This window comes from Mycobacterium genavense ATCC 51234, from assembly GCF_000526915.1.
In the GTDB taxonomy this organism is placed as follows: Bacteria; Actinomycetota; Actinomycetes; order Mycobacteriales; family Mycobacteriaceae; genus Mycobacterium; species Mycobacterium genavense.
In genome coordinates this window covers 467,199-485,054 of record NZ_JAGZ01000003.1, presented here as the reverse complement: position 1 = coordinate 485,054, position 17,856 = coordinate 467,199, and the positions used below count along the sequence as shown (strand labels likewise).

The 17,856-nt window shown below is 67.3% G+C and carries 16 protein-coding genes and 3 pseudogenes; 17 read left to right on the top strand and 2 right to left on the bottom strand.

The features are described 5' to 3' along the window. Positions 1-220: 220 nt before the first annotated feature. From T428_RS0110110 to T428_RS0110080, 6 genes and pseudogenes are all read left to right on the top strand, one after another. Positions 221-1,486: an aspartate kinase gene (locus T428_RS0110110; RefSeq protein ID WP_025736391.1), complete on the top strand. Its 1,266-nt coding sequence runs from the start codon at positions 221-223 to the stop codon at positions 1,484-1,486. Next, positions 1,487-2,530, top strand: coding sequence for an aspartate-semialdehyde dehydrogenase (locus tag T428_RS0110105; protein WP_025736390.1), 1,044 nt, complete (start codon positions 1,487-1,489; stop codon positions 2,528-2,530). Positions 2,531-2,537: 7 nt separating this feature from the next. Then, positions 2,538-3,668 carry a DUF4185 domain-containing protein gene (locus T428_RS0110100; RefSeq protein WP_051465188.1) on the top strand — a complete coding sequence of 377 codons (1,131 nt, stop codon included), beginning with the start codon at positions 2,538-2,540 and terminating at the stop codon, positions 3,666-3,668. A gap of 103 nt (positions 3,669-3,771) precedes the next feature. Beyond that, positions 3,772-4,410, top strand: a pseudogene (locus T428_RS34345) (putative alpha/beta hydrolase); the annotation flags it as partial. Between the two features lie 456 nt (positions 4,411-4,866). Further along, positions 4,867-5,295 (top strand): hypothetical protein, encoded by a 429-nt coding sequence (locus T428_RS0110085; protein ID WP_025736387.1) that lies wholly within the window; start codon positions 4,867-4,869, stop codon positions 5,293-5,295. A 17-nt stretch (positions 5,296-5,312) separates the two neighbouring features. Next, complete coding sequence (locus T428_RS0110080; protein WP_025736386.1) at positions 5,313-5,840, top strand: hypothetical protein; 528 nt, start codon at positions 5,313-5,315, stop codon at positions 5,838-5,840. 19 nt (positions 5,841-5,859) lie between these two features. On the opposite strand, the gene T428_RS35375 is transcribed toward T428_RS0110080, so the two are convergent. Further along, the gene (locus tag T428_RS35375) at positions 5,860-7,131 is read right to left on the bottom strand and encodes a PPE family protein (protein ID WP_025736385.1); all 1,272 of its coding nucleotides are present in this window, start codon (positions 7,129-7,131) and stop codon (positions 5,860-5,862) included. A gap of 236 nt (positions 7,132-7,367) precedes the next feature. Here T428_RS35375 and T428_RS36050 point away from each other — a divergent pair, with 236 nt between their 5' ends. From T428_RS36050 to T428_RS0110020, 11 genes and pseudogenes are all read left to right on the top strand, one after another. After that, positions 7,368-7,469, top strand: coding sequence for a PPE domain-containing protein (locus tag T428_RS36050; RefSeq protein WP_156942921.1), 102 nt, complete (start codon positions 7,368-7,370; stop codon positions 7,467-7,469). Positions 7,470-7,631: 162 nt separating this feature from the next. Continuing rightward, a pseudogene (locus T428_RS33555) lies at positions 7,632-8,025 on the top strand (hypothetical protein). Positions 8,026-8,237: 212 nt separating this feature from the next. Next, complete coding sequence (locus T428_RS0110060; RefSeq protein WP_025736384.1) at positions 8,238-8,621, top strand: hypothetical protein; 384 nt, start codon at positions 8,238-8,240, stop codon at positions 8,619-8,621. Between the two features lie 148 nt (positions 8,622-8,769). After that, positions 8,770-10,212: a catalase gene (locus T428_RS0110055; RefSeq protein ID WP_025736383.1), complete on the top strand. Its 1,443-nt coding sequence runs from the start codon at positions 8,770-8,772 to the stop codon at positions 10,210-10,212. Between the two features lie 71 nt (positions 10,213-10,283). Next, on the top strand, positions 10,284-10,931 hold the full coding sequence (locus tag T428_RS0110050; RefSeq protein ID WP_025736382.1) for a sensor domain-containing protein: 648 nt from the start codon (positions 10,284-10,286) through the stop codon (positions 10,929-10,931). Between the two features lie 155 nt (positions 10,932-11,086). Further along, positions 11,087-12,385, top strand: a complete 1,299-nt coding sequence (egtA, locus tag T428_RS0110045; protein ID WP_025736381.1) for an ergothioneine biosynthesis glutamate--cysteine ligase EgtA — start codon at positions 11,087-11,089, stop codon at positions 12,383-12,385. Between the two features lie 92 nt (positions 12,386-12,477). Beyond that, positions 12,478-13,770: an ergothioneine biosynthesis protein EgtB gene (egtB, locus tag T428_RS0110040; RefSeq protein ID WP_036467759.1), complete on the top strand. Its 1,293-nt coding sequence runs from the start codon at positions 12,478-12,480 to the stop codon at positions 13,768-13,770. Beyond that, positions 13,770-14,468, top strand: coding sequence for an ergothioneine biosynthesis protein EgtC (gene egtC / locus T428_RS0110035; RefSeq protein ID WP_025736379.1), 699 nt, complete (start codon positions 13,770-13,772; stop codon positions 14,466-14,468). The genes egtB and egtC overlap by 1 nt, the downstream gene beginning before the upstream one ends. Beyond that, positions 14,468-15,433 carry an L-histidine N(alpha)-methyltransferase gene (gene egtD / locus T428_RS0110030; RefSeq protein WP_025736378.1) on the top strand — a complete coding sequence of 322 codons (966 nt, stop codon included), beginning with the start codon at positions 14,468-14,470 and terminating at the stop codon, positions 15,431-15,433. Before egtC ends, egtD begins: the two co-directional genes overlap by 1 nt. Continuing rightward, a complete protein-coding gene (egtE, locus tag T428_RS0110025; RefSeq protein WP_025736377.1) occupies positions 15,430-16,575 on the top strand; it encodes an ergothioneine biosynthesis PLP-dependent enzyme EgtE in 1,146 nt (381 codons plus the stop codon). Before egtD ends, egtE begins: the two co-directional genes overlap by 4 nt. Positions 16,576-16,587: 12 nt before the next feature. Next, on the top strand, positions 16,588-17,196 hold the full coding sequence (locus tag T428_RS0110020) for a VOC family protein (RefSeq protein WP_211243919.1): 609 nt from the start codon (positions 16,588-16,590) through the stop codon (positions 17,194-17,196). Here the strand turns inward: T428_RS0110020 and T428_RS26970 are convergent. Beyond that, a pseudogene (locus tag T428_RS26970) lies at positions 17,166-17,845 on the bottom strand (class I SAM-dependent methyltransferase). The gene T428_RS0110020 and the pseudogene T428_RS26970 overlap by 31 nt on opposite strands. Positions 17,846-17,856: the final 11 nt, after the last annotated feature.

Genomic DNA, 17,856 nt, shown 5'->3' with positions numbered 1-17,856 from the left:
GCCGGTCTGGATCAGACCCCGTCGCGGCGTCCGAGAAGGAGCACCCGCTGCACGGTCTGAACTCTACCGCGATCGGCGCCCGGGCGAAAACCGCGCCGAATCGGGACCAAAACCGCAGGCTGCGGTGCCCGCCAGCGGGTCAAAAAACAAGATGCGCCGCCACGTATCCTGTTGTGAACTTGAACCACGTCGGTGGTGTGGAAGGGCAGGCAGAAAAACAGTGGCGCTCGTCGTACAAAAGTACGGCGGATCCTCGGTGGCCGACGCCGACCGGATCCGCCGCGTCGCCGAAAGCATCGTCGAGACCAAAAAGCAGGGCAACGACGTCGTCGTCGTGGTCTCGGCGATGGGCGACACCACCGATGACCTGCTGGATCTGGCGCAGCAGGTGTGCCCGGTGCCGCCGGCCCGCGAACTGGACATGCTGCTGACGGCCGGGGAACGCATCTCCAATGCGCTGGTGGCCATGGCGGTCGAATCGCTCGGCGTCCGCGCCCGGTCGTTCACCGGCTCCCAGGCCGGCGTCATCACCACCGGAACGCACGGCAACGCCAAGATTATCGACGTCACGCCGACGCGGTTGCAGTCCGCCCTCGACCAAGGCGATGTCGTGTTGGTCGCCGGCTTCCAGGGCGTCAGTCAGGACAGCCGCGATGTGACCACGCTGGGCCGCGGCGGCTCGGACACCACCGCCGTCGCGCTGGCCGCCGCGCTGAAAGCCGACGTCTGCGAGATCTACACCGACGTGGACGGCATCTTCAGCGCGGACCCGCGGATCGTGTCCAACGCCCGCAAGCTCGACACCGTGACCTTCGAGGAGATGCTCGAGATGGCCGCCTGCGGCGCCAAGGTGTTGATGCTGCGCTGCGTGGAATACGCCCGTCGCTACAACCTTCCGGTGCACGTCCGGTCGTCGTACTCGGACAAGCCGGGCACCGTCGTTGTCGGATCGATCAAGGACATTGAAATGGAAAGCCCCCTGCTGACCGGCGTCGCCCACGACCGTAGCGAGGCCAAGGTGACCGTCGTCGGGATCCCGGACATCCCCGGGTACGCGGCCCGGGTGTTCCGCGCCGTCGCCGAGGCCGACGTGAACATCGACATGGTGTTGCAGAACGTGTCCAAGGTGGAGGACGGCAAGACCGACATCACCTTCACCTGCTCGCGCGACAGCGGCCCCACCGCGGTGGCCAAGTTGGACGCGCTCAAGGACGAGATCGGCTTCACGCAGCTGCTCTACGACGACCACATCGGCAAGGTGTCGCTGATCGGCGCCGGTATGCGCAGCCACCCCGGGGTCACCGCGACCTTTTGTGAGGCGCTGGCCGAGGTGGGCGTCAACATCGAACTGATCTCCACCTCCGAGATCCGGATCTCGGTGCTGTGCCGCGACACCGAACTAGACAAGGCCGTCGTGGCGTTGCACGAGGCGTTCGGTCTCGGCGGCGAGGAGGAGGCCACGGTGTATGCGGGGACGGGTCGATAAATGGTTGCCATCGGGGTAGTGGGGGCCACCGGCCAGGTGGGCCAGGTGATGCGCAATCTGCTCGACGAGCGTGACTTTCCCGCCACGTCGGTGCGGTTCTTCGCGTCGGCCCGCTCGCAGGGCCGGAAGCTGGAATTCCGCGGCCAAGAGATCGAGGTCGAGGACGCCGCGACGGCCGACCCGACCGGCCTGGACATCGCGCTGTTCTCGGCCGGTAAGACGATGTCGCTGGTGCAGGCCCCGCGGTTCGCGGCCGCCGGGGTGACCGTGATCGACAACTCCTCGGCCTGGCGCAAGGACCCCGAGGTACCGCTGGTGGTGTCCGAGGTGAACTTCGCCCGCGACGCCGCCAACCGGCCTAAGGGCATCATCGCCAACCCGAACTGCACCACGATGGCCGCGATGCCGGTGCTCAAGCCGCTGCACGACGAAGCCCAACTCCGGCGTCTGGTGGTGTCGAGCTATCAGGCGGTGTCGGGCAGCGGGGTGGCCGGTGTCAAGGAGCTGGCCACCCAGGCGCGCGCGGTGATCGACGACGCCGAGCAGCTGGTGCACGACGGCCGCGCGCTGCAATTCCCGGCGCCCAAAACCTATCTCGCGCCCATCGCGTTCAACGTGTTGCCGCTGGCCGGCTCGCTGGTGGACGACGGCTCCGGGGAGACCGACGAGGACCAGAAGCTGCGCCACGAGAGCCGCAAGATTCTGGGCATCCCCGACCTGCTGGTGAGCGGGACCTGTGTGCGGGTGCCGGTGTTCACCGGGCACTCGTTGTCGATCAATGCCGAGTTCGCCCAACCACTTTCGCCCGAGCGGGCCACCGAGCTGCTGCGCGCGGCCCCCGGCGTGAAGGTGGTCGACGTGCCCACGGCCTTGGACGCCGCCGGAGTCGACGACTCATTGGTCGGCCGGATTCGCCGCGACCCGGGGGTACCGGACGGACGGGGCCTGGCGCTGTTCGTTTCGGGAGACAACCTTCGTAAAGGGGCTGCGCTCAACACCATTCAGATTGCCAAGTTGCTGGCCTCGGAACTGCACTCGGTGTGATCCGCGGGTGAGTAGCGCCCGGTTTGTGCTGCCCATCTGTTTGTCTTTACTTGTGCCACAATGCTTTCCGTCTGCACGCGCCGACCCTCCAGCGCCCGCCCCCGGGCCCATTGTGGGGCCGCTGGCACCCGGCCAGGTGCTGCGACTCGGACCGACGGCCGGAACCGGGACTCCCACCAAGGACTACGGCATCGGCGCGACCGATCTTTGCGAATTTCTGGAATTTCCAACCGAATTGCTGCAGGTTTGCGGCGACAGCTTCGCCGGGCAAGGCGTGGGTTTCGGGGTCTGGTACTCGCCGATCGCGTTGCACGTCGACACCGCGTCGGTCGACGACCCCGCCGGGGTGCGCTACACCGGTGTCACCGGGATCACCAAGCCGCTGCTGGCCGAACCCACGCCGTCGGGGGACTCGCAGCTGCCGGCCGGTGTGGTGCAGATCAACAGGCGCAACTACCTGATGGTGACCACGACGAAAGACCTGGAGCCGCTGAATTCGCGGCTGGTCGCCGCCGAACCGGCGCGTGCGGGCTGGCGCACGGTTCCGGGCTCCCGGCGGGTCGCCTCGTACCAGGACGGCTCGCAGACGCAGATCAGCGGCTACTACGACCCCATCCCCGCGCCGGATTCGCCGAGCGGGTGGGTGTACATCGTGGCCAACAGTTTCACCCGCAGCCGGCCGGTGGTGCTATATCGTGTTGCGCCGCAGAACTTTACCGATCGGTCCCGGTGGCAGGGCTGGGCGGCCGGTCCCGCCGGCGGCTGGAACAAGACCCCGACGCCGTTGTGGCCCGACCAGGTGGGGGAGATGTGCATCCGGCAGATCGACGGCAAGGCGGTGCTGTCCTACTTCAACGCCAGCACCGGCAACATGGAGGTCCGCGTGGCCAACGACCCGACGTCGCTGGGCGAGGCGCCGGTGACCACGGTGGTGCAGCACGACGAATGGCCCGAGCCGGCCGAAAGCCTGCCACCGCCCTATGACAACCGGCTCGCGCAGCCGTACGGCGGCTACATTTCGCCCGGCTCCACCCTGGACGAACTGCGAATCTTCGTCAGCCAGTGGGACACTCGCGCCCGGGTGTCCGCGCCGTATCGGGTAATCCAGTTCGCGGTCAATCCGTTCAAGCCGGAGTAGCCACCAAATCGCCGTCTCGGCGCGGTCGGCGGCGGTAATGTAGGCGCCAGCTCAAGGGGGTGGCGACGTTGGTAGATCTGCGGCGAGTGAGCGCGACGTTTCCGTGCGGCTGCGCTACATAAGCGTCCCGGCCCTGATAGCTGAAGCAGGCGGGGATCAGTGGGCGATCGACCGGAGCCTGCAGGCCGGGCGCCCGGCCCAAATCTCGGATTTGGCCGAGGCGTTTCACGCCGCGGGTGTGTGTACAGCCGAGTCCAGCAAGGCTTTTTAGGAAGCTCGTGGGCGCTTTGCGGCGGCCTGGAATCGGGAGAATGGTGAGCATCCGATCAACGATTCCGCGGAGGTGCGGCGGGTAGTCAAGTCGCTCGGCGCGCAGTCCCGGCAAATACCGAAGATCGGCGTGGATTTGGAGAAAATCGCCGCCGCCCTGGCCGAGGCGCAGCGCGCTGCGCACGGTCAGATCACCGCCCTCGAAACCCAGTTGTAGCGGCTCGACAACTTGATCGGCAAGGCCATCGAGATGGAAAGAGACGGCCACCTCAGCGCGGCGGACCGGGATGCGCTCAACGCCTTCGTCACCGACTGCGAAGACGACGCCATCGACGACACCAAGGCCGCACTCGGCCAACTGCGGGCAACCCGTGACGGCTATGCGCATGTGCTGGACGACGCGAAGTCGGACCTGGCCAAGGACGGCTACGACCCGGCCCGGGTGTGGGGCGCCGACGCCCACGAGTTTCCCCAGGCATTCCCTGCCCAGCACGGGGGGCCGAGCATCGATGGACCCGCCACGCCGCCCAAGATCGAGGGCCAAAACACCGGTAAACAGGACGACCTGGATGCGTCGATCCCGGGAACGGACATCGCGCTGGGCGGTGACGGCAAAGACGGGTATCCGCACATCCACGTTCCCGGTGTGTACGACGGGCAGAATCCGCTGCCGGTCCCTCCGGACTCCCGCCCGTTGCCCACCGGCACTGCGGTCGGGCCGAACGGCGAGCAGTATGCGTTCTATGCAGTGGTGCCGTACCACAACCTATGCAGTGGTGCCGTACCACAACCCAGACGGTAGCCCGAATACCACCTATACGTCACCGGACACGGTCGTCGTGGACTTGCAACACCCCGAGACCGCACTCTAATTACCCTGCACGGGATTTCGCAGGCCGGTGGGGCGTTCGACCCGCGGTCGGGGCGGATGGTGATCGTCGGGAACACCCCGAGCGGGCAGCGGGCGCTGTGGCAATCCGCACCGGTAGGCCAGAATGCCGCGTGGGGCATCACGTTGCAGCAGCAGGGAACGTTCTCGGGTGCGATGAACGGGAACCGCGAGAGTCAGATCGTCGCGCTGCCTAAAGGCGGATTTTTGGTCGTCGGCGCGGGCGAGACGCCCACCCATCACACGTTGCCCATTCAGGCCGTGACCGCCAGCACCCCCGAGGGTCTGTTGACCGCGGCACCGACGGCGCTGGTGACGCCCCAAGCGTTGCCGCAGGTGTACGGGCCAACCATCACCGGCATACAAGTAATCAACGGCAAGGAGGTGGTCTCGATGCGGGTGAGCACCTATGGCGACGGCCACTACGACCCACACACCTACACCACGACGTTCACCGTCACGCCCTGAGTTCGAGGAGGATTCGCATGCGCGCTGTCATCAGTTTGGCGTCGCGGTCGTTGGCCGCCATGTCCGTCATGGTTTCCATGTCGTGCACGGCTGCGCCGCAGCACGCCGCCGCGCAGCCGCCCGGCTTCCCCGATCTGGGTGGATTCGCCCCCGTGCCCGTCGACGCCTATCTTGCGGAGCCCGGCCGAGGTCCCCGCTTTGCCTACTTCTCCACGCCCTACAACATTCAGTGCTTGTTCGAGGCCGGCGAGCCGATCCCCGCGTGGTCCGGGCAAGGAATCAGTTGCCACGGCGACATGCCCGACGGAGACCCCTGCGTGGTGGGTACGGCGGCGGTCGGTTCGGGGCCGGCGTACGCAATCACCCGCACGGCGGACAAATGCGGTGCCCCATTCACGCGCGGGGCCCTGCTCAACGCCGGGCAGAAGGTGAGTTTCCGCAACGCGACCTGCGCGGTGGGGGCGGACCGGCTCGTCGCATGCCTGGACACCACCAGCGGGCAGCACGGGTTCGTACTGAAGCCGTCGGGCAGCGACGCGTTCTAGCTCACTGCGCGATAGCTGCTCAACCCACTTCGGCCAGACCGGCGGCGAGGTCGGCACCGGAGATGCCCTGACTCCACTGCATGAGGGCGCCGACGTCGACCTGCGGTTGGATCCCTGCGGTACCGGCCAGGCCGGGTGAGGCGCTCGCCCCGGTTCCGGCGACCGCGGACCCCAGCCCGCCGGCCGAGGCAGGTGCGATTGAGGTGACGGCGTTGATGACGACGGTTCCGGGACCGGCGTTAACAATCTCGACGGGGATCGAGCCAACGGTGAACGTGATGGCGCCCGACGAGGCGTTTACGAGGAGGGCGTTTCCGGGGCCCGTCCCGGTGATGGAGGCGGAGCCGCTGAGTAACCCGACCACCACCTGTTGGCCATCGGCGACCGGCACCAGCGTGATGGGGCCGGTGGTCGCGTCGGCGGTAAGGAGGGTGTTCGCGTTGACGAACGTGCTACCCCACTGAGCGTCGGTGAGGGTCGCGACGGTGCTGTCGACATTGATGGTGATGGGCCCTCCCGTCACGTATCCGATCACAGTGTCGGGATCGGCGACGGTAACTGTGCCGGTGTTGATATACACCCCGGTGTCCGGCGGGACGGTGACCGTGCTGCCGGGCGGCGCGGTGCCGGCACCGTTCGCCGGAACGTCGGTCGAGGTGAGCTGCGTGGCGTTGTTTGCGGCGAGCTGCACCGCCGATTGGCTGCGGGTGCTGGTGGCGTCGGCGGTCGAGCGGGCGACCGCGGTGGCTTGGTCTGCTTGCCCGTTGGGGTTGGTGGTTCGGGACGGTTCGTCGAAAGAGGTCAGCGTGCTGGCGGCCTCGGAGTCGGCGGCGTAGCCGTACATGGCGGTGGCGTCTTGGACCCACATTTCCAGGTACTGGGCTTCGGTGGCCGCGATCGCCGGGGTGTTCTGGCCGAAGAAATTGGTCGCCACCAGGACCATCAACTGTGCCCGGTTGGCGGCGATCACCGGCGGGGGCACGGTCATCGCATACGCCGTCTCGTAGGCGGCCGCGGCCGAATAGGCCTGCGCGGCGGTCCGTGCGGCCTGGGCGGCACTGGCCTGCAGCCAGACCACCTGGCGGGTGCCCGACGCCGCCATCCGCATCGAGGACGGGCCCAACCACCGGCCGGTCAACCCCGAGATCTCCGAGGAGCGGCCGGCCGCGGCGGCCTCCAGCTCGGCGGCCACCGCGTCCCAGCTTGCTGCGGCCGCCAACATCGGCCCCGAGCCCGGTCCGGTGTACATCAAGCCCGAGTTGATTTCCGGCGGCAGCAAAGCAAAATCCATGTCAAACTCCCTTCTCGAGCTAGGCGCGGCGATTTGCTGGGCACATTAACGCGCGCCAAATAAGGTCCGGGTAAACGTGCAATGACGGGCCGTTTAAACTTCCCCCGAAACTGCGGTGGATTCGAAAGCGACGGTTGCACTCCGGCCCGAGGGCGAGCTCGCTGTTGGCCGTAGCGGCAACCTGACAGGGGCTGACCGCCGAGTTGCACATGGCAGCAGCTGGCTACCGCTAGGGGATCGCTGGGCTAATCACCGGCTCCTGGCTGGGCGTCGCCTTGGCATCGATGGCGGCCGTGGCTGCTCCCTACGTGGCGTGGATGAGCTCCGCGGCGGCGTAGGCCGAGCAGACCGCCGCCCAGACCAAGGCGTCGGGCTTCTTCGGGCTCGGCCGGCCCAGGCAGGCGCACTGTTTCGCCAGGTGAACAGGGGTTTTGCCCTCACAGCTGCTACATAAGTAGCGCATAGCCATAACTTGTGTTTACCCCCGCATCATTTGTCTCATGAGTGAAACATCTGAAACCACAACTGTGCGGTCCTCGACCGCTACCGCACCGGCGCCCGCAGAGCCGGTGGCCTACCGGACCCCCAGGGTCTTCCAAGCGGCGGCCTACGTCGCCATCGTCGCCGGGACCGTGTTCATCATCGCGGTCATCTTCTTCACCGGCTTCATGCTCGGTAAGTCGACCGATGCTCGGTAAGTCGACCGGCCACCACGGCCACCACCACAAGCACCACGCGATGGTGCACCCCCACCGGTTCGGCGGTCCGGGTGGCCCGGGCGGTCCGGGTTGGCCGGGCGCGAACCAGCAGCCCGGTGGACCCGGGGCCGTGACCCCCGGCGCTCCGGGGCCCAGCCAGGTTCCGTCGTCGGTCGCTCCGTCCCGGACACCGTAGTCCAGAGACCTCAACCGTTCAGATGCTCACGGGGTGATAGGAGGACTCCGGGGGGCCACTAATTTCACACGCACTAGCCCGGCGCTCACCAGAGCGCCGGGCTACCAGTGGTTTCCGCGATCGGAGCACCTGGAACGCAATCGGATGAATTCACAGCAACTTTGTCGCCGAAATCTGTTGCAGCAGTTGCATTCAGGCGCAGTATGCAAAGCATGAGTGAAACACCGGAACGCGCAATCCAGCCGACGCACGTCGACACGCCTCCGCCCCCACCCCATTTGGTCAAGCCGCCCAGGGTCTACACGGCCGCGGCGTGGGTGGTGATCGTTGCCGGGACCGTCTTCATCCTGTCGGTCGTCTTCTTCTCCGGCGCGATGATCTTCGGATACCATTACCACCACCAGTGCCGCCATCACCACGGCCAGATATGGAAGCCCGGTGCCCCCGGCGCCCCGGGACCCTGGCAGTACGGGCCAGGAATGCCGCCGCCCTACCAGTACGGTCCGCCGCCCGGATACGGTCCCGGCGGTCCGAACGCCGGCCCGAGCGCTCCGACCTCGACGTCTCCCGCGCCCAGTACTCCCGCGCGTCCCTAGCACCCAACGTCGCAAACGGTCCGGCGCCTCGCCGCGGGTGCCGGGCCGTTTCGCGCGTTGAAAGTGCTAGGCTCGATTCGGGTTCACACTGGATGGGTACACGTCGCACTGCCCTCGGATTCAGCCCAGTTAGCGAGGAGATGGCCACATGACGGAGCGCTTCACCACGACCGATGCGGGTATTGCTGCGCCCAGCGACGACCAGTCGTTGACGATCGGTCCTGATGGTCCGATATTGCTGCAGGACCATTACCTGATCGAGCAGATGGCTCAGTTCAACCGGGAACGCATCCCGGAACGCCAACCGCACGCCAAGGGTGGTGGCGCCTTCGGTCAGTTCGAGGTGACCAATGACGTCAGCAAGTACACCAGGGCCGCGGTGTTCCAGCCCGGCACCAAAACCGAGATGCTGGCGCGGTTTTCGACGGTGGCGGGGGAACGCGGTAGCCCGGACACCTGGCGGGACCCACGCGGATTCGCGCTGAAGTTCTACACCACCGAGGGCAACTTCGACATGGTCGGCAACAACACGCCCGTCTTCTTCATGCGCGACCCGTTGAAGTTCCAGCACTTCATCCGGTCGCAAAAGCGGCTGCAGGCCAGCAACGTTCGCGATCACAACATGCAGTGGGACTTCTGGAGCCTGTCGCCGGAGTCGGCGCATCAGGTGACCTGGCTGATGGGCGATCGTGGAATTCCGAAGAACTGGCGGCAGATGAACGGCTATAGCAGCCACACCTACAGCTGGATCAACGCCGACGGCGAGATCTTCTGGGTGAAGTATCACTTCATCACCGACCAGGGTGTCGACTTTTTGACCCAGGAGGATGCCGACCGATTGGCCGGCGAGGACGGTGATTATCACCAGCGCGACCTCTACGAGTCGATCGAGCGGGGCGATTACCCGAGCTGGACGCTCAAGATGCAGATCATGCCGTTCGAGGAGGCCAAGGCCTACCGGTTCAACCCGTTCGATCTGACCAAGGTGTGGCCGCACGGCGACTACCCGCTGATCGACGTCGGCCGAATGACGTTGAACCGCAACGTCACCGACTATCACACCGAAATCGAGCAGGCTGCCTTCGAGCCGAACAACATGGTGCCGGGCACCGGGCTGAGTCCGGACAAGATGCTGCTCGCCCGCGGGTTCTCCTACTCCGATGCGCATCGCGCGCGACTGGGCACCAACTACCGGCAGATCCCCGTCAACACACCGAAGGTGGAGGTCAACAGTTACTCCAAGGACGGTGCGATGCGGATGGCGAATGTGTCGGATCCGGTCTATGCGCCCAACTCTTACGGTGGTCCACAGGCCGACCCGGCGCGTGCGGCCGAGGTGCGGTGGATGGCCGACGGCCAGATGGTCCGCGCCGCATACACATTGCGCCCCGATGACGACGACTGGGGCCAGGCGGGCACCCTGGTCCGCGAGGTTCTCGACGACGCGGCACGAGACCGATTGGCCCACAACATCATTGGGCACGTCTCCAAGGGCGTCAAAGAGCCGGTGCTGTCTCGGGTGTTCGAGTACTGGCGCAACGTCGACCCGGATCTCGGCAAGAAGGTCGAGGAGGGCGTTCGAGCGCAATAGTTTGGCGTTTGGCCCGTCCCGCGCGGCCCTGTTCGCTGCGGGCCGTCGTCCTGGCATGATCGAGATTCATGATGCGGATCTCCGCTGTGGCGGTAAGCGTCGGTCTGGGCTTGGGGGCGGCCTCGGGCGCCCCCATCGCGGCTGCCCATCCTTCGGAGCCCGGGGTGGTGTCCTACGCGGTCCTCGGCAAAGGATCGGTCGGCAACATCGTCGGCGGACCCATGGGGTGGGAAGCCGTATTCACCGCGCCGGTCCAGGGTTTCTTCGTCGACCTGCCCGATTGCAACAACTGGGCGGACATCGGGCTGCCCGATGTGTACAACGACCCCGACCTGGCGTCCTTCAACGGGGCGACCGCGCAGACGTCGGCCAACGACCAGACGCATTTCGTCAAGCAGGCGGTCGGGGTATTCGCCACGAACGACGCCGCCGACCGGGCCTTCCACCGACTGGTGGACCGCACGGTGGGTTGCTCGGGGCAGACCACGACGATGCATTTGGACAACGGGCAGACACAGGTATGGTCGTTTGCCGGTGCGCCCGCGACCGGGACCGACGCGAACTGGACCAAGCAAGAGGCGGGCACGGATCGTCGCTGCTTCAATCAAACCCGGCTGCGCGAAAACGTGGTGCTTCAGGCGAAGGTTTGTCAGTCTGGCAACGCGGGACCCGCGGTGAATGTGCTGGCCGGGGCGATGCAAAACGCCCTGGGGCAGTAGTCGGTGAATTCAAGTCATGCTAGCCGTGCGGCGCGAAGCTGCGGGAACGGGAATATGTCGGGACGATCTGGAAGATGAAGACAAGGCAGCTATCGTTCGGATAGCTGCCCAACAAGGCGCTCGGCGTGCGCGGTCGGGCCCGGAGGGATCGTGATATGACGCTCGCCGCTATCACCGCCGCGGCCTCGCAGCTAGATGCCGCCCGCCCGGCCGACTCCGAGTTGAGCACGTCCGAGGAAGCCGCCCAGTACATCGCCGACGGGTGCCTGATCGACGGCCCGCTGGGCCGCATGGGGCTGGAGATGGAGGCGCACTGCGTCGACCCGGTTGACCCCTACCGCCGGCCGAGCTGGGACGAAATCACCGAGGTGATCGACCAGCTGCCCCCGCTACCCGCCGGCAGTGCCGTCACCGTCGAACCCGGCGGCGCGGTCGAACTGTCGGGCCCGCCCACCGACGGTGTCGTCGCCGCCATCGAATCGATGGACGACGACCAAAGCGTGCTGCGCAAGGCCTTCGCCAACGCCGGGCTGGGGCTGGTGTTCTTGGGCGCCGACCCGCTGCGGGTGCCGAAACGGGTCAACCCCGGCGCGCGCTACCGCGCGATGGAAGAGTTCTTCGCCGCCAGCAACTCCGCGGAGGCGGGGGCGGCGATGATGACGTCGACGGCCTCGGTCCAGGTCAACCTGGACGCCGGGCCGCAGGCTGGCTGGGCGGCCCGGGTCCGGCTGGCGCACGCGCTGGGTCCCACGATGATCGCGATCGCGGCCAATTCCCCGATGCTGGGCGGCGACTTCTCCGGCTGGGTGTCCACCCGGCAGTGGGTCTGGGGTCAGATGGACTCGGTGCGCTGCGGACCCATCCTGGGTGCCAGCGGCGACGACCCCGGCACCGACTGGGCGCGCTATGCGCTCAAGGCCCCGGTGATGATGGTGCACAATCCCGAGGCCCACGACTTCAGCGCGCTCACCCACTATGTGTCCTTCGCCGACTGGGCCGACGGCTCGGCGCTGCTCTGCGATCGCCGGCCCACCCTGGCCGATCTGGACTATCACCTGACCACGCTGTTCCCGCCGGTACGCCCCAGACAATGGCTGGAAATCCGCTACCTCGACAGCGCATCGGATGCCTACTGGCCCGCGATCGCGTTCACGTTGGCGGCATTGCTCGACGACCCGGTCGCGGCCGACGCCGCCGCGGCGGCGGTCGAGCCGGTGGCCACCGCCTGGGACAACGCCGCCCGGCTCGGTTTGAGTGACCGGCGTTTGCACCAGGCCGCCACTTCCTGTGTGGCCATCGCTGCCGCGAAGGCGCCACCCGAGCTCACCGACGCGATGGAACAGCTGATCCGCATGGTCGAACGCGGCCGATGTCCGGGCGACGACTTCTCCGACCAGGTGATCGACCACGGCATCGCGGCCACGGTGTCGCAGCTGGCGCAAGGGGGCTTGTGACCTTCCCCGATGAGTCCGACCCGTCCCCCGCAAGCGGGAGGTGTCCCCAACGCCCGGCTGCGCCGTGCCCGCGATCGTCTGGCCGGGAACGGATCGCCGACGATCTGCAGCGGGCGCGCACGCGCACGCTGCAGCTGGTCGATTTCGACGACGACGAACTGCGTCGTCAGTACGACCCGTTGATGAGCCCGCTGGTGTGGGACCTCGCGCACATCGGTCAGCAGGAGGAGCTGTGGCTGTTGCGCGGCGGTGACCCGAATCGCCCGGGGATGCTGGATCCGTCGGTCGAAGGTCTCTACGACGCCTTCGAACACTCCCGTGCCAGTCGTGTCGATCTGCCGCTGCTCTCGCCGAATCAAGCTCGATCTTATTGCCGCACAGTCCGATCCGCGGCACTGGACGCGTTGGACGCATTGCCCGACGATGCCGCCGGAGACGACGCGGCCCTCGTCTACGCGATGGTGGTCAGTCATGAAAACCAGCACGACGAAACCATGCTGCAGGCGTTGAACCTGCGCACCGGCGCCGCGCTGCTGCGCGACCCCGCCAACTTGCCCGCGGGCCGTGCAGGTGTGGCCGGGACGTCGGTGCTGGTGCCCGGCGGTCCGTTCGTGCTGGGCGTCGACGCCACCAGCGAACCGTTCTCGCTGGACAACGAGCGCCCCGCCCACATCGTCGACGTGCCGGCGTTCCGCATCGGCAGGGTACCGGTCACCAACGGCGAGTGGCAGCAGTTCATCGCCGACGGCGGCTACCACCAGGCGCGCTGGTGGTCCGACCGCGGTTGGGAACACCGCTGCAGCGCGGGCTTGACGGCGCCGCAATTCTGGGGATCCGACGGGCGCACCCGCACCCGCTTCGGTTACATCGAAGAAATCCCGGCCGACGAGCCGGTGCAGCACGTCACCTACTTCGAGGCCGAGGCGTACGCGGCCTGGGCCGGTGCGCGGCTGCCCACCGAAATGGAATGGGAGAAGGCCTGCGCCTGGGACCCCGTCACCGGGACCCGGCGCCGCTACCCGTGGGGAGCGCAGGACCCGTCGCCCGAGCTCGCCAACCTGGGCGGCAGCGCGCTGCGCCCGGCTCCCGTCGGCGCCTACCCGGCCGGCGCGTCGGCCTACGGTGTCGAGCAGATGCTGGGCGACGTCTGGGAGTGGACCAGCTCGCCGCTGCGGCCGTGGCCGGGTTTCGTCCCGATGATCTACGACCGCTACTCGCAGCCGTTCTTCGACGGCGATTACCGGGTTCTGCGTGGCGGCTCGTGGGCCGTCGAACCCGCCATCCTGCGACCGAGTTTCCGCAACTGGGACCACCCGATCCGTCGCCAGATCTTCTCCGGTATCCGGCTGGCCTGGGATGTTCCCGAGGCGGGGGACGCCGCCTGATGTGCCGTCACCTCGGCTGGCTTGGCGCCGACGTCAGCGTCTCCTCGCTGATACTGGATCCGCCCTTCGGTCTGCGCGTGCAGTCGTATTCGCCGCGCCGCCAGAAGCACGGCCTGATGAACGCCGACGGTTGGGGTGTCGGGTTTTTCGACGACGGCGTACCCCGGCGCTGGCGCAGCACCGCGCCGCTGTGGGGGGACACGTCGCTGGAATCGGTCGCGCCCGCGCTGCGCAGTGGCTGCGTGGTGGCTGCGGTGCGTTCGGCGACCGTCGGCATGCCGCTGGACGTCAGCGCGACCGCGCCGTTCACCGACGGCCGCTGGTTGCTGTCGCATAACGGTGTCGTCGATCGCCGCGTGCTGCACTTGACCGCTACAGCCGAATCCGTTTGCGACAGTGCGATGTTGGCGGCCACCATTTTCTCGCTCGGGCTCGAAGTGCTGGGTGAGACCATCGCGCAGATCGGGGCGCTAGACCCCGACGCCAGACTTAACATCTTGGCCGCCAACGGTTCTCGCATGATAGCCACCGCTTGGGGTGACACCTTGTCGATCCTGCGCCGCGACGACGGTGTGGTGTTGGCCAGTGAGCCCTACGACGACGCATCCGAATGGGAGGACGTGCCCGATCACCACCTCGTCAAAGTGACCGCCCAAGGCGTAACGATGACCCCGCTGGACGAGCCGAAAGGACTTTGATGACACTGACGTTGTCCAACCACCTGGCCGCCGACTCTGCGTACCACGCTCTGCGTCGCGATGCGTTCGACGGCCTGCAGAGCACCCCGAAGACCTTGCCGCCCAAGTGGTTTTACGATTCGGTGGGCAGTGAGCTGTTCGACCAGATCACCCGGCTGCCGGAGTACTATCCGACCCGGGCCGAGGCGGAGATCCTGCTCGCCCGGTCTGCCGAAATCGCCTCGGCCAGCCAGGCCGACACCCTGGTCGAACTCGGCAGCGGCACCTCGGAGAAGACCCGGCTGCTGCTCGACGCGCTGCACAATCGCGGATCGCTGCGTCGTTTCGTACCGTTCGACGTCGATGCGAGCATCCTGTCGACCGCGGCGGCCGCCATTCAGCACGAATACGCGGGTGTCGAAATCATGGCCGTCTGCGGCGATTTCGAGGAACACCTCGGCGAAATTCCCAGTGGTGGCCGTCGGCTGTTCGTATTTCTCGGGTCGACGATCGGCAACCTCACACCCGGACCCCGCGCCGAATTCCTCAAGTCCATCGCCGACGTGATGCGGCCCGACGACACTTTGCTGCTGGGCACCGATCTGGTCAAGGACACCGGCCGGCTGCTGCGCGCCTACGACGACTCGGCCGGGGTGACCGCGAAGTTCAACCGCAATGTGCTCGCGGTGATCAATCGGGAACTCGACGCCGATTTCGACGTCGAAGCCTTCGAGCACGTGGCGCGCTGGAACGCCGACGAGGAACGCATCGAAATGTGGCTGCGGACCGGCGTTCCGCAGACCGTCCGCGTCGGTGCGCTCGACCTGACCGTCGAGTTCGCCGCCGGCGAGGAAATGCTGACCGAGGTGTCGAGCAAGTTCCACCCCGGCGGGGTGAGCGCCGAACTGGCCGGCGCGGGACTGCATCGCATCCAGTGGTGGACCGACGCCGCGGGCGATTTCGGGTTGTCGTTAGCGGTCAAGTGACCGATAGCGGCTCGCTGGCCGACCGATGGCGGCAGGCCCGCCCGCCCGCGGCCGGTTTGCACCTGGACTCTGCCGCGTGTTCGCGGCAGAGTAACGCGGCCATCGACGCCGCCGCGCAATACGCCCGCCACGAGGGCGAGGTCGGCGGGTATGTGGCCGCGCAGGCCGCCGCGCCGACGCTCGACGCCGGGCGTGCCGCGTTCGCCGCGCTGACCGGGATGGCCGGTGCCGACGTCGTCTACACCACGGGGTCGCTGCACGCGCTGGATCTGCTGCTGGGCAGCTGGCCCGCCGAGCGGCGGACACTGGCCTGCCTGCCGGGTGAATACGGTCCCAACCTCGCCGTGATGTCCGCCCACGGCTTCGACCGTCGGCTGCTGCCGACCCTCGAGGACGGCCGGCTCGCACTCGACGAAGCCGCATTCGTCCTGGAGGACGAACCGCCCGATTTCGTGCACCTGACCCCGGTCGCCAGCCATAGCGGTGTCGTGCAACCGATTTCGCTGATCGCGAAACTCTGCCGCGAGTTGGGCCTGCCCCTGGTCGTCGACGCCGCCCAAGCACTGGGCCAGGTCGACTGCGCGGTCGGCGCCGACGTCACCTACTCCTCGTCGCGCAAGTGGATTGCCGGTCCGCGCGGCGTCGGCTTCCTTGCGGTGCGGCCCGAGCTGACGGAGCGACTCCACCCCCGGCTGGCGGCACCGCAGTGGTCGGGGTCGTTCTCGGTGGCCCAGCAGCTCGAATTCGGTGAAGCCAATGTCGCTGCGCGAGTGGGCTTTTCGGTGGCGCTGGGCGAGTATTTGGCGTTCGGTCCCGAGGCGGTGCGCGCGCGACTGGCCGAGCTCGGCCGCATCAGCCGGACGGCGCTGGTCGATGTGCCGGGGTGGGCGGTGGTCGAAGAGACCGAAGAGCCAAGCGCCATCACCACTTTGGCGCCGGTCGACGGCGCCGACCCGCAGGCGGTGCGGGACTGGCTGCTCGCCGAACGGCGGATCCTGGCCACCTACGCCGGGGTGCAACGGGCGCCACTCGAGATGACGGGGCCGCGGCTGCGGATCTCGCCGCACGCCGACACCACCGCCGAAGATCTGGAGACCTTCGCCGAAGCACTGATCGCCGCCACCGCGGCGACGGCCACCTGAGCCCCAACCGGCATGACCGCTCTGACTTGGCTCGGTGTACCCGGCAACGAAAGGTCTTGGACGGCATTGGGGTTCGTTGTCGACGACGGAGCGATCCGCATCGGACGGGTGTGCTGCGAGCTGAGCGACGAGCGCGGCTGGGGATTCGACGAGATCTACGCTCAGCCCGATGCGCTCGGGGTCCCCACGTCGGTCCACCCGGCGGTCACCGGCGCGGTGCACTGCTGCGGTGTCAGCCATGTCGACCACGTGGTCTACACGGTGCGCGAATTGGACTCTGCCATCACGGCTCTCAGTGCGGTGCTGGGCGCGCCGCCGCGTAGGCGGTTTCATCCGCGGGGTCCGCAAGGACCCGAGATGGCGTTCTACCGCGTCGGCGAAGGCTTCATCGAAGTCGTCGCCACGGGTGCCGCGCCGGCACTGATCGGGCTCGCGCTGTGGTCCCCGGACCTGACGGCACGGTCGCGGCGGTCCGCGCCGCCGGTGGTCCCATCGGTGATCCCAAACCCGCGGTTCAGGGCGGGTGCATCGCGAGTGTATGGCAGGGCCACCTGGACTGGGGCCTGGCCATCATGGGGCCGTGACTGGAATCAGCCAGCCTTGTGCGCGGTCAGCAGGTAGGCGGGAAGCTTCATCCGGCCCTTTTCGTCGCGGTCGTGCGGGGGGAATTGGAACGGCGCGTCGGGCATGTCGGGGATATTCGTGTGGATATAGGCGGGTCGAATCCCGTCGATCTCCCAATACTTGCCGACCGCGGCGCGCAACTCGTCCTCGTCCACCTCGTTGGGCTTCGGCTTCATCTCGGCCGGGAAGGCGCCCTTGGCGAAGACCAGCACGAAATAGCCGGCACCCGGCGCGGCCGCGCGGTGCACCGAACGCAGGTAGTCGTCGCGGCCCTCGATCGGCAGCGAGTGGAACAGCGTGCTGTCGACCACCGTGGCGAACCGGCCGTCGTGGCCGGAGAACGAAGTGATGTCGGCCTGCTCGAAGGTGGCGGTGCTCAAGCGCGTTCCTCGGCCGCTTTGGTCGCCGCGGCGACGGCGGTCGGCGTCAGATCGGCGCCGTGCACCGTATACCCCTGGGCGGCCAGTGTCAGCGACAGTTCGGCGAATCCGCAACCGGCGTCCAGCACGTCGCTACGGAATTTCCCGGCCGCGATCAAGGCGGCCAATTCGGGCTGTGGCTCACCGATGTTCCACGGCGGGGGCCCGTCGAACTCCCCTTGTCCGCGGTAGGCGCTGTCCCAGTCCATTACCTCGTGCGGTGTCATGGATCCAACCT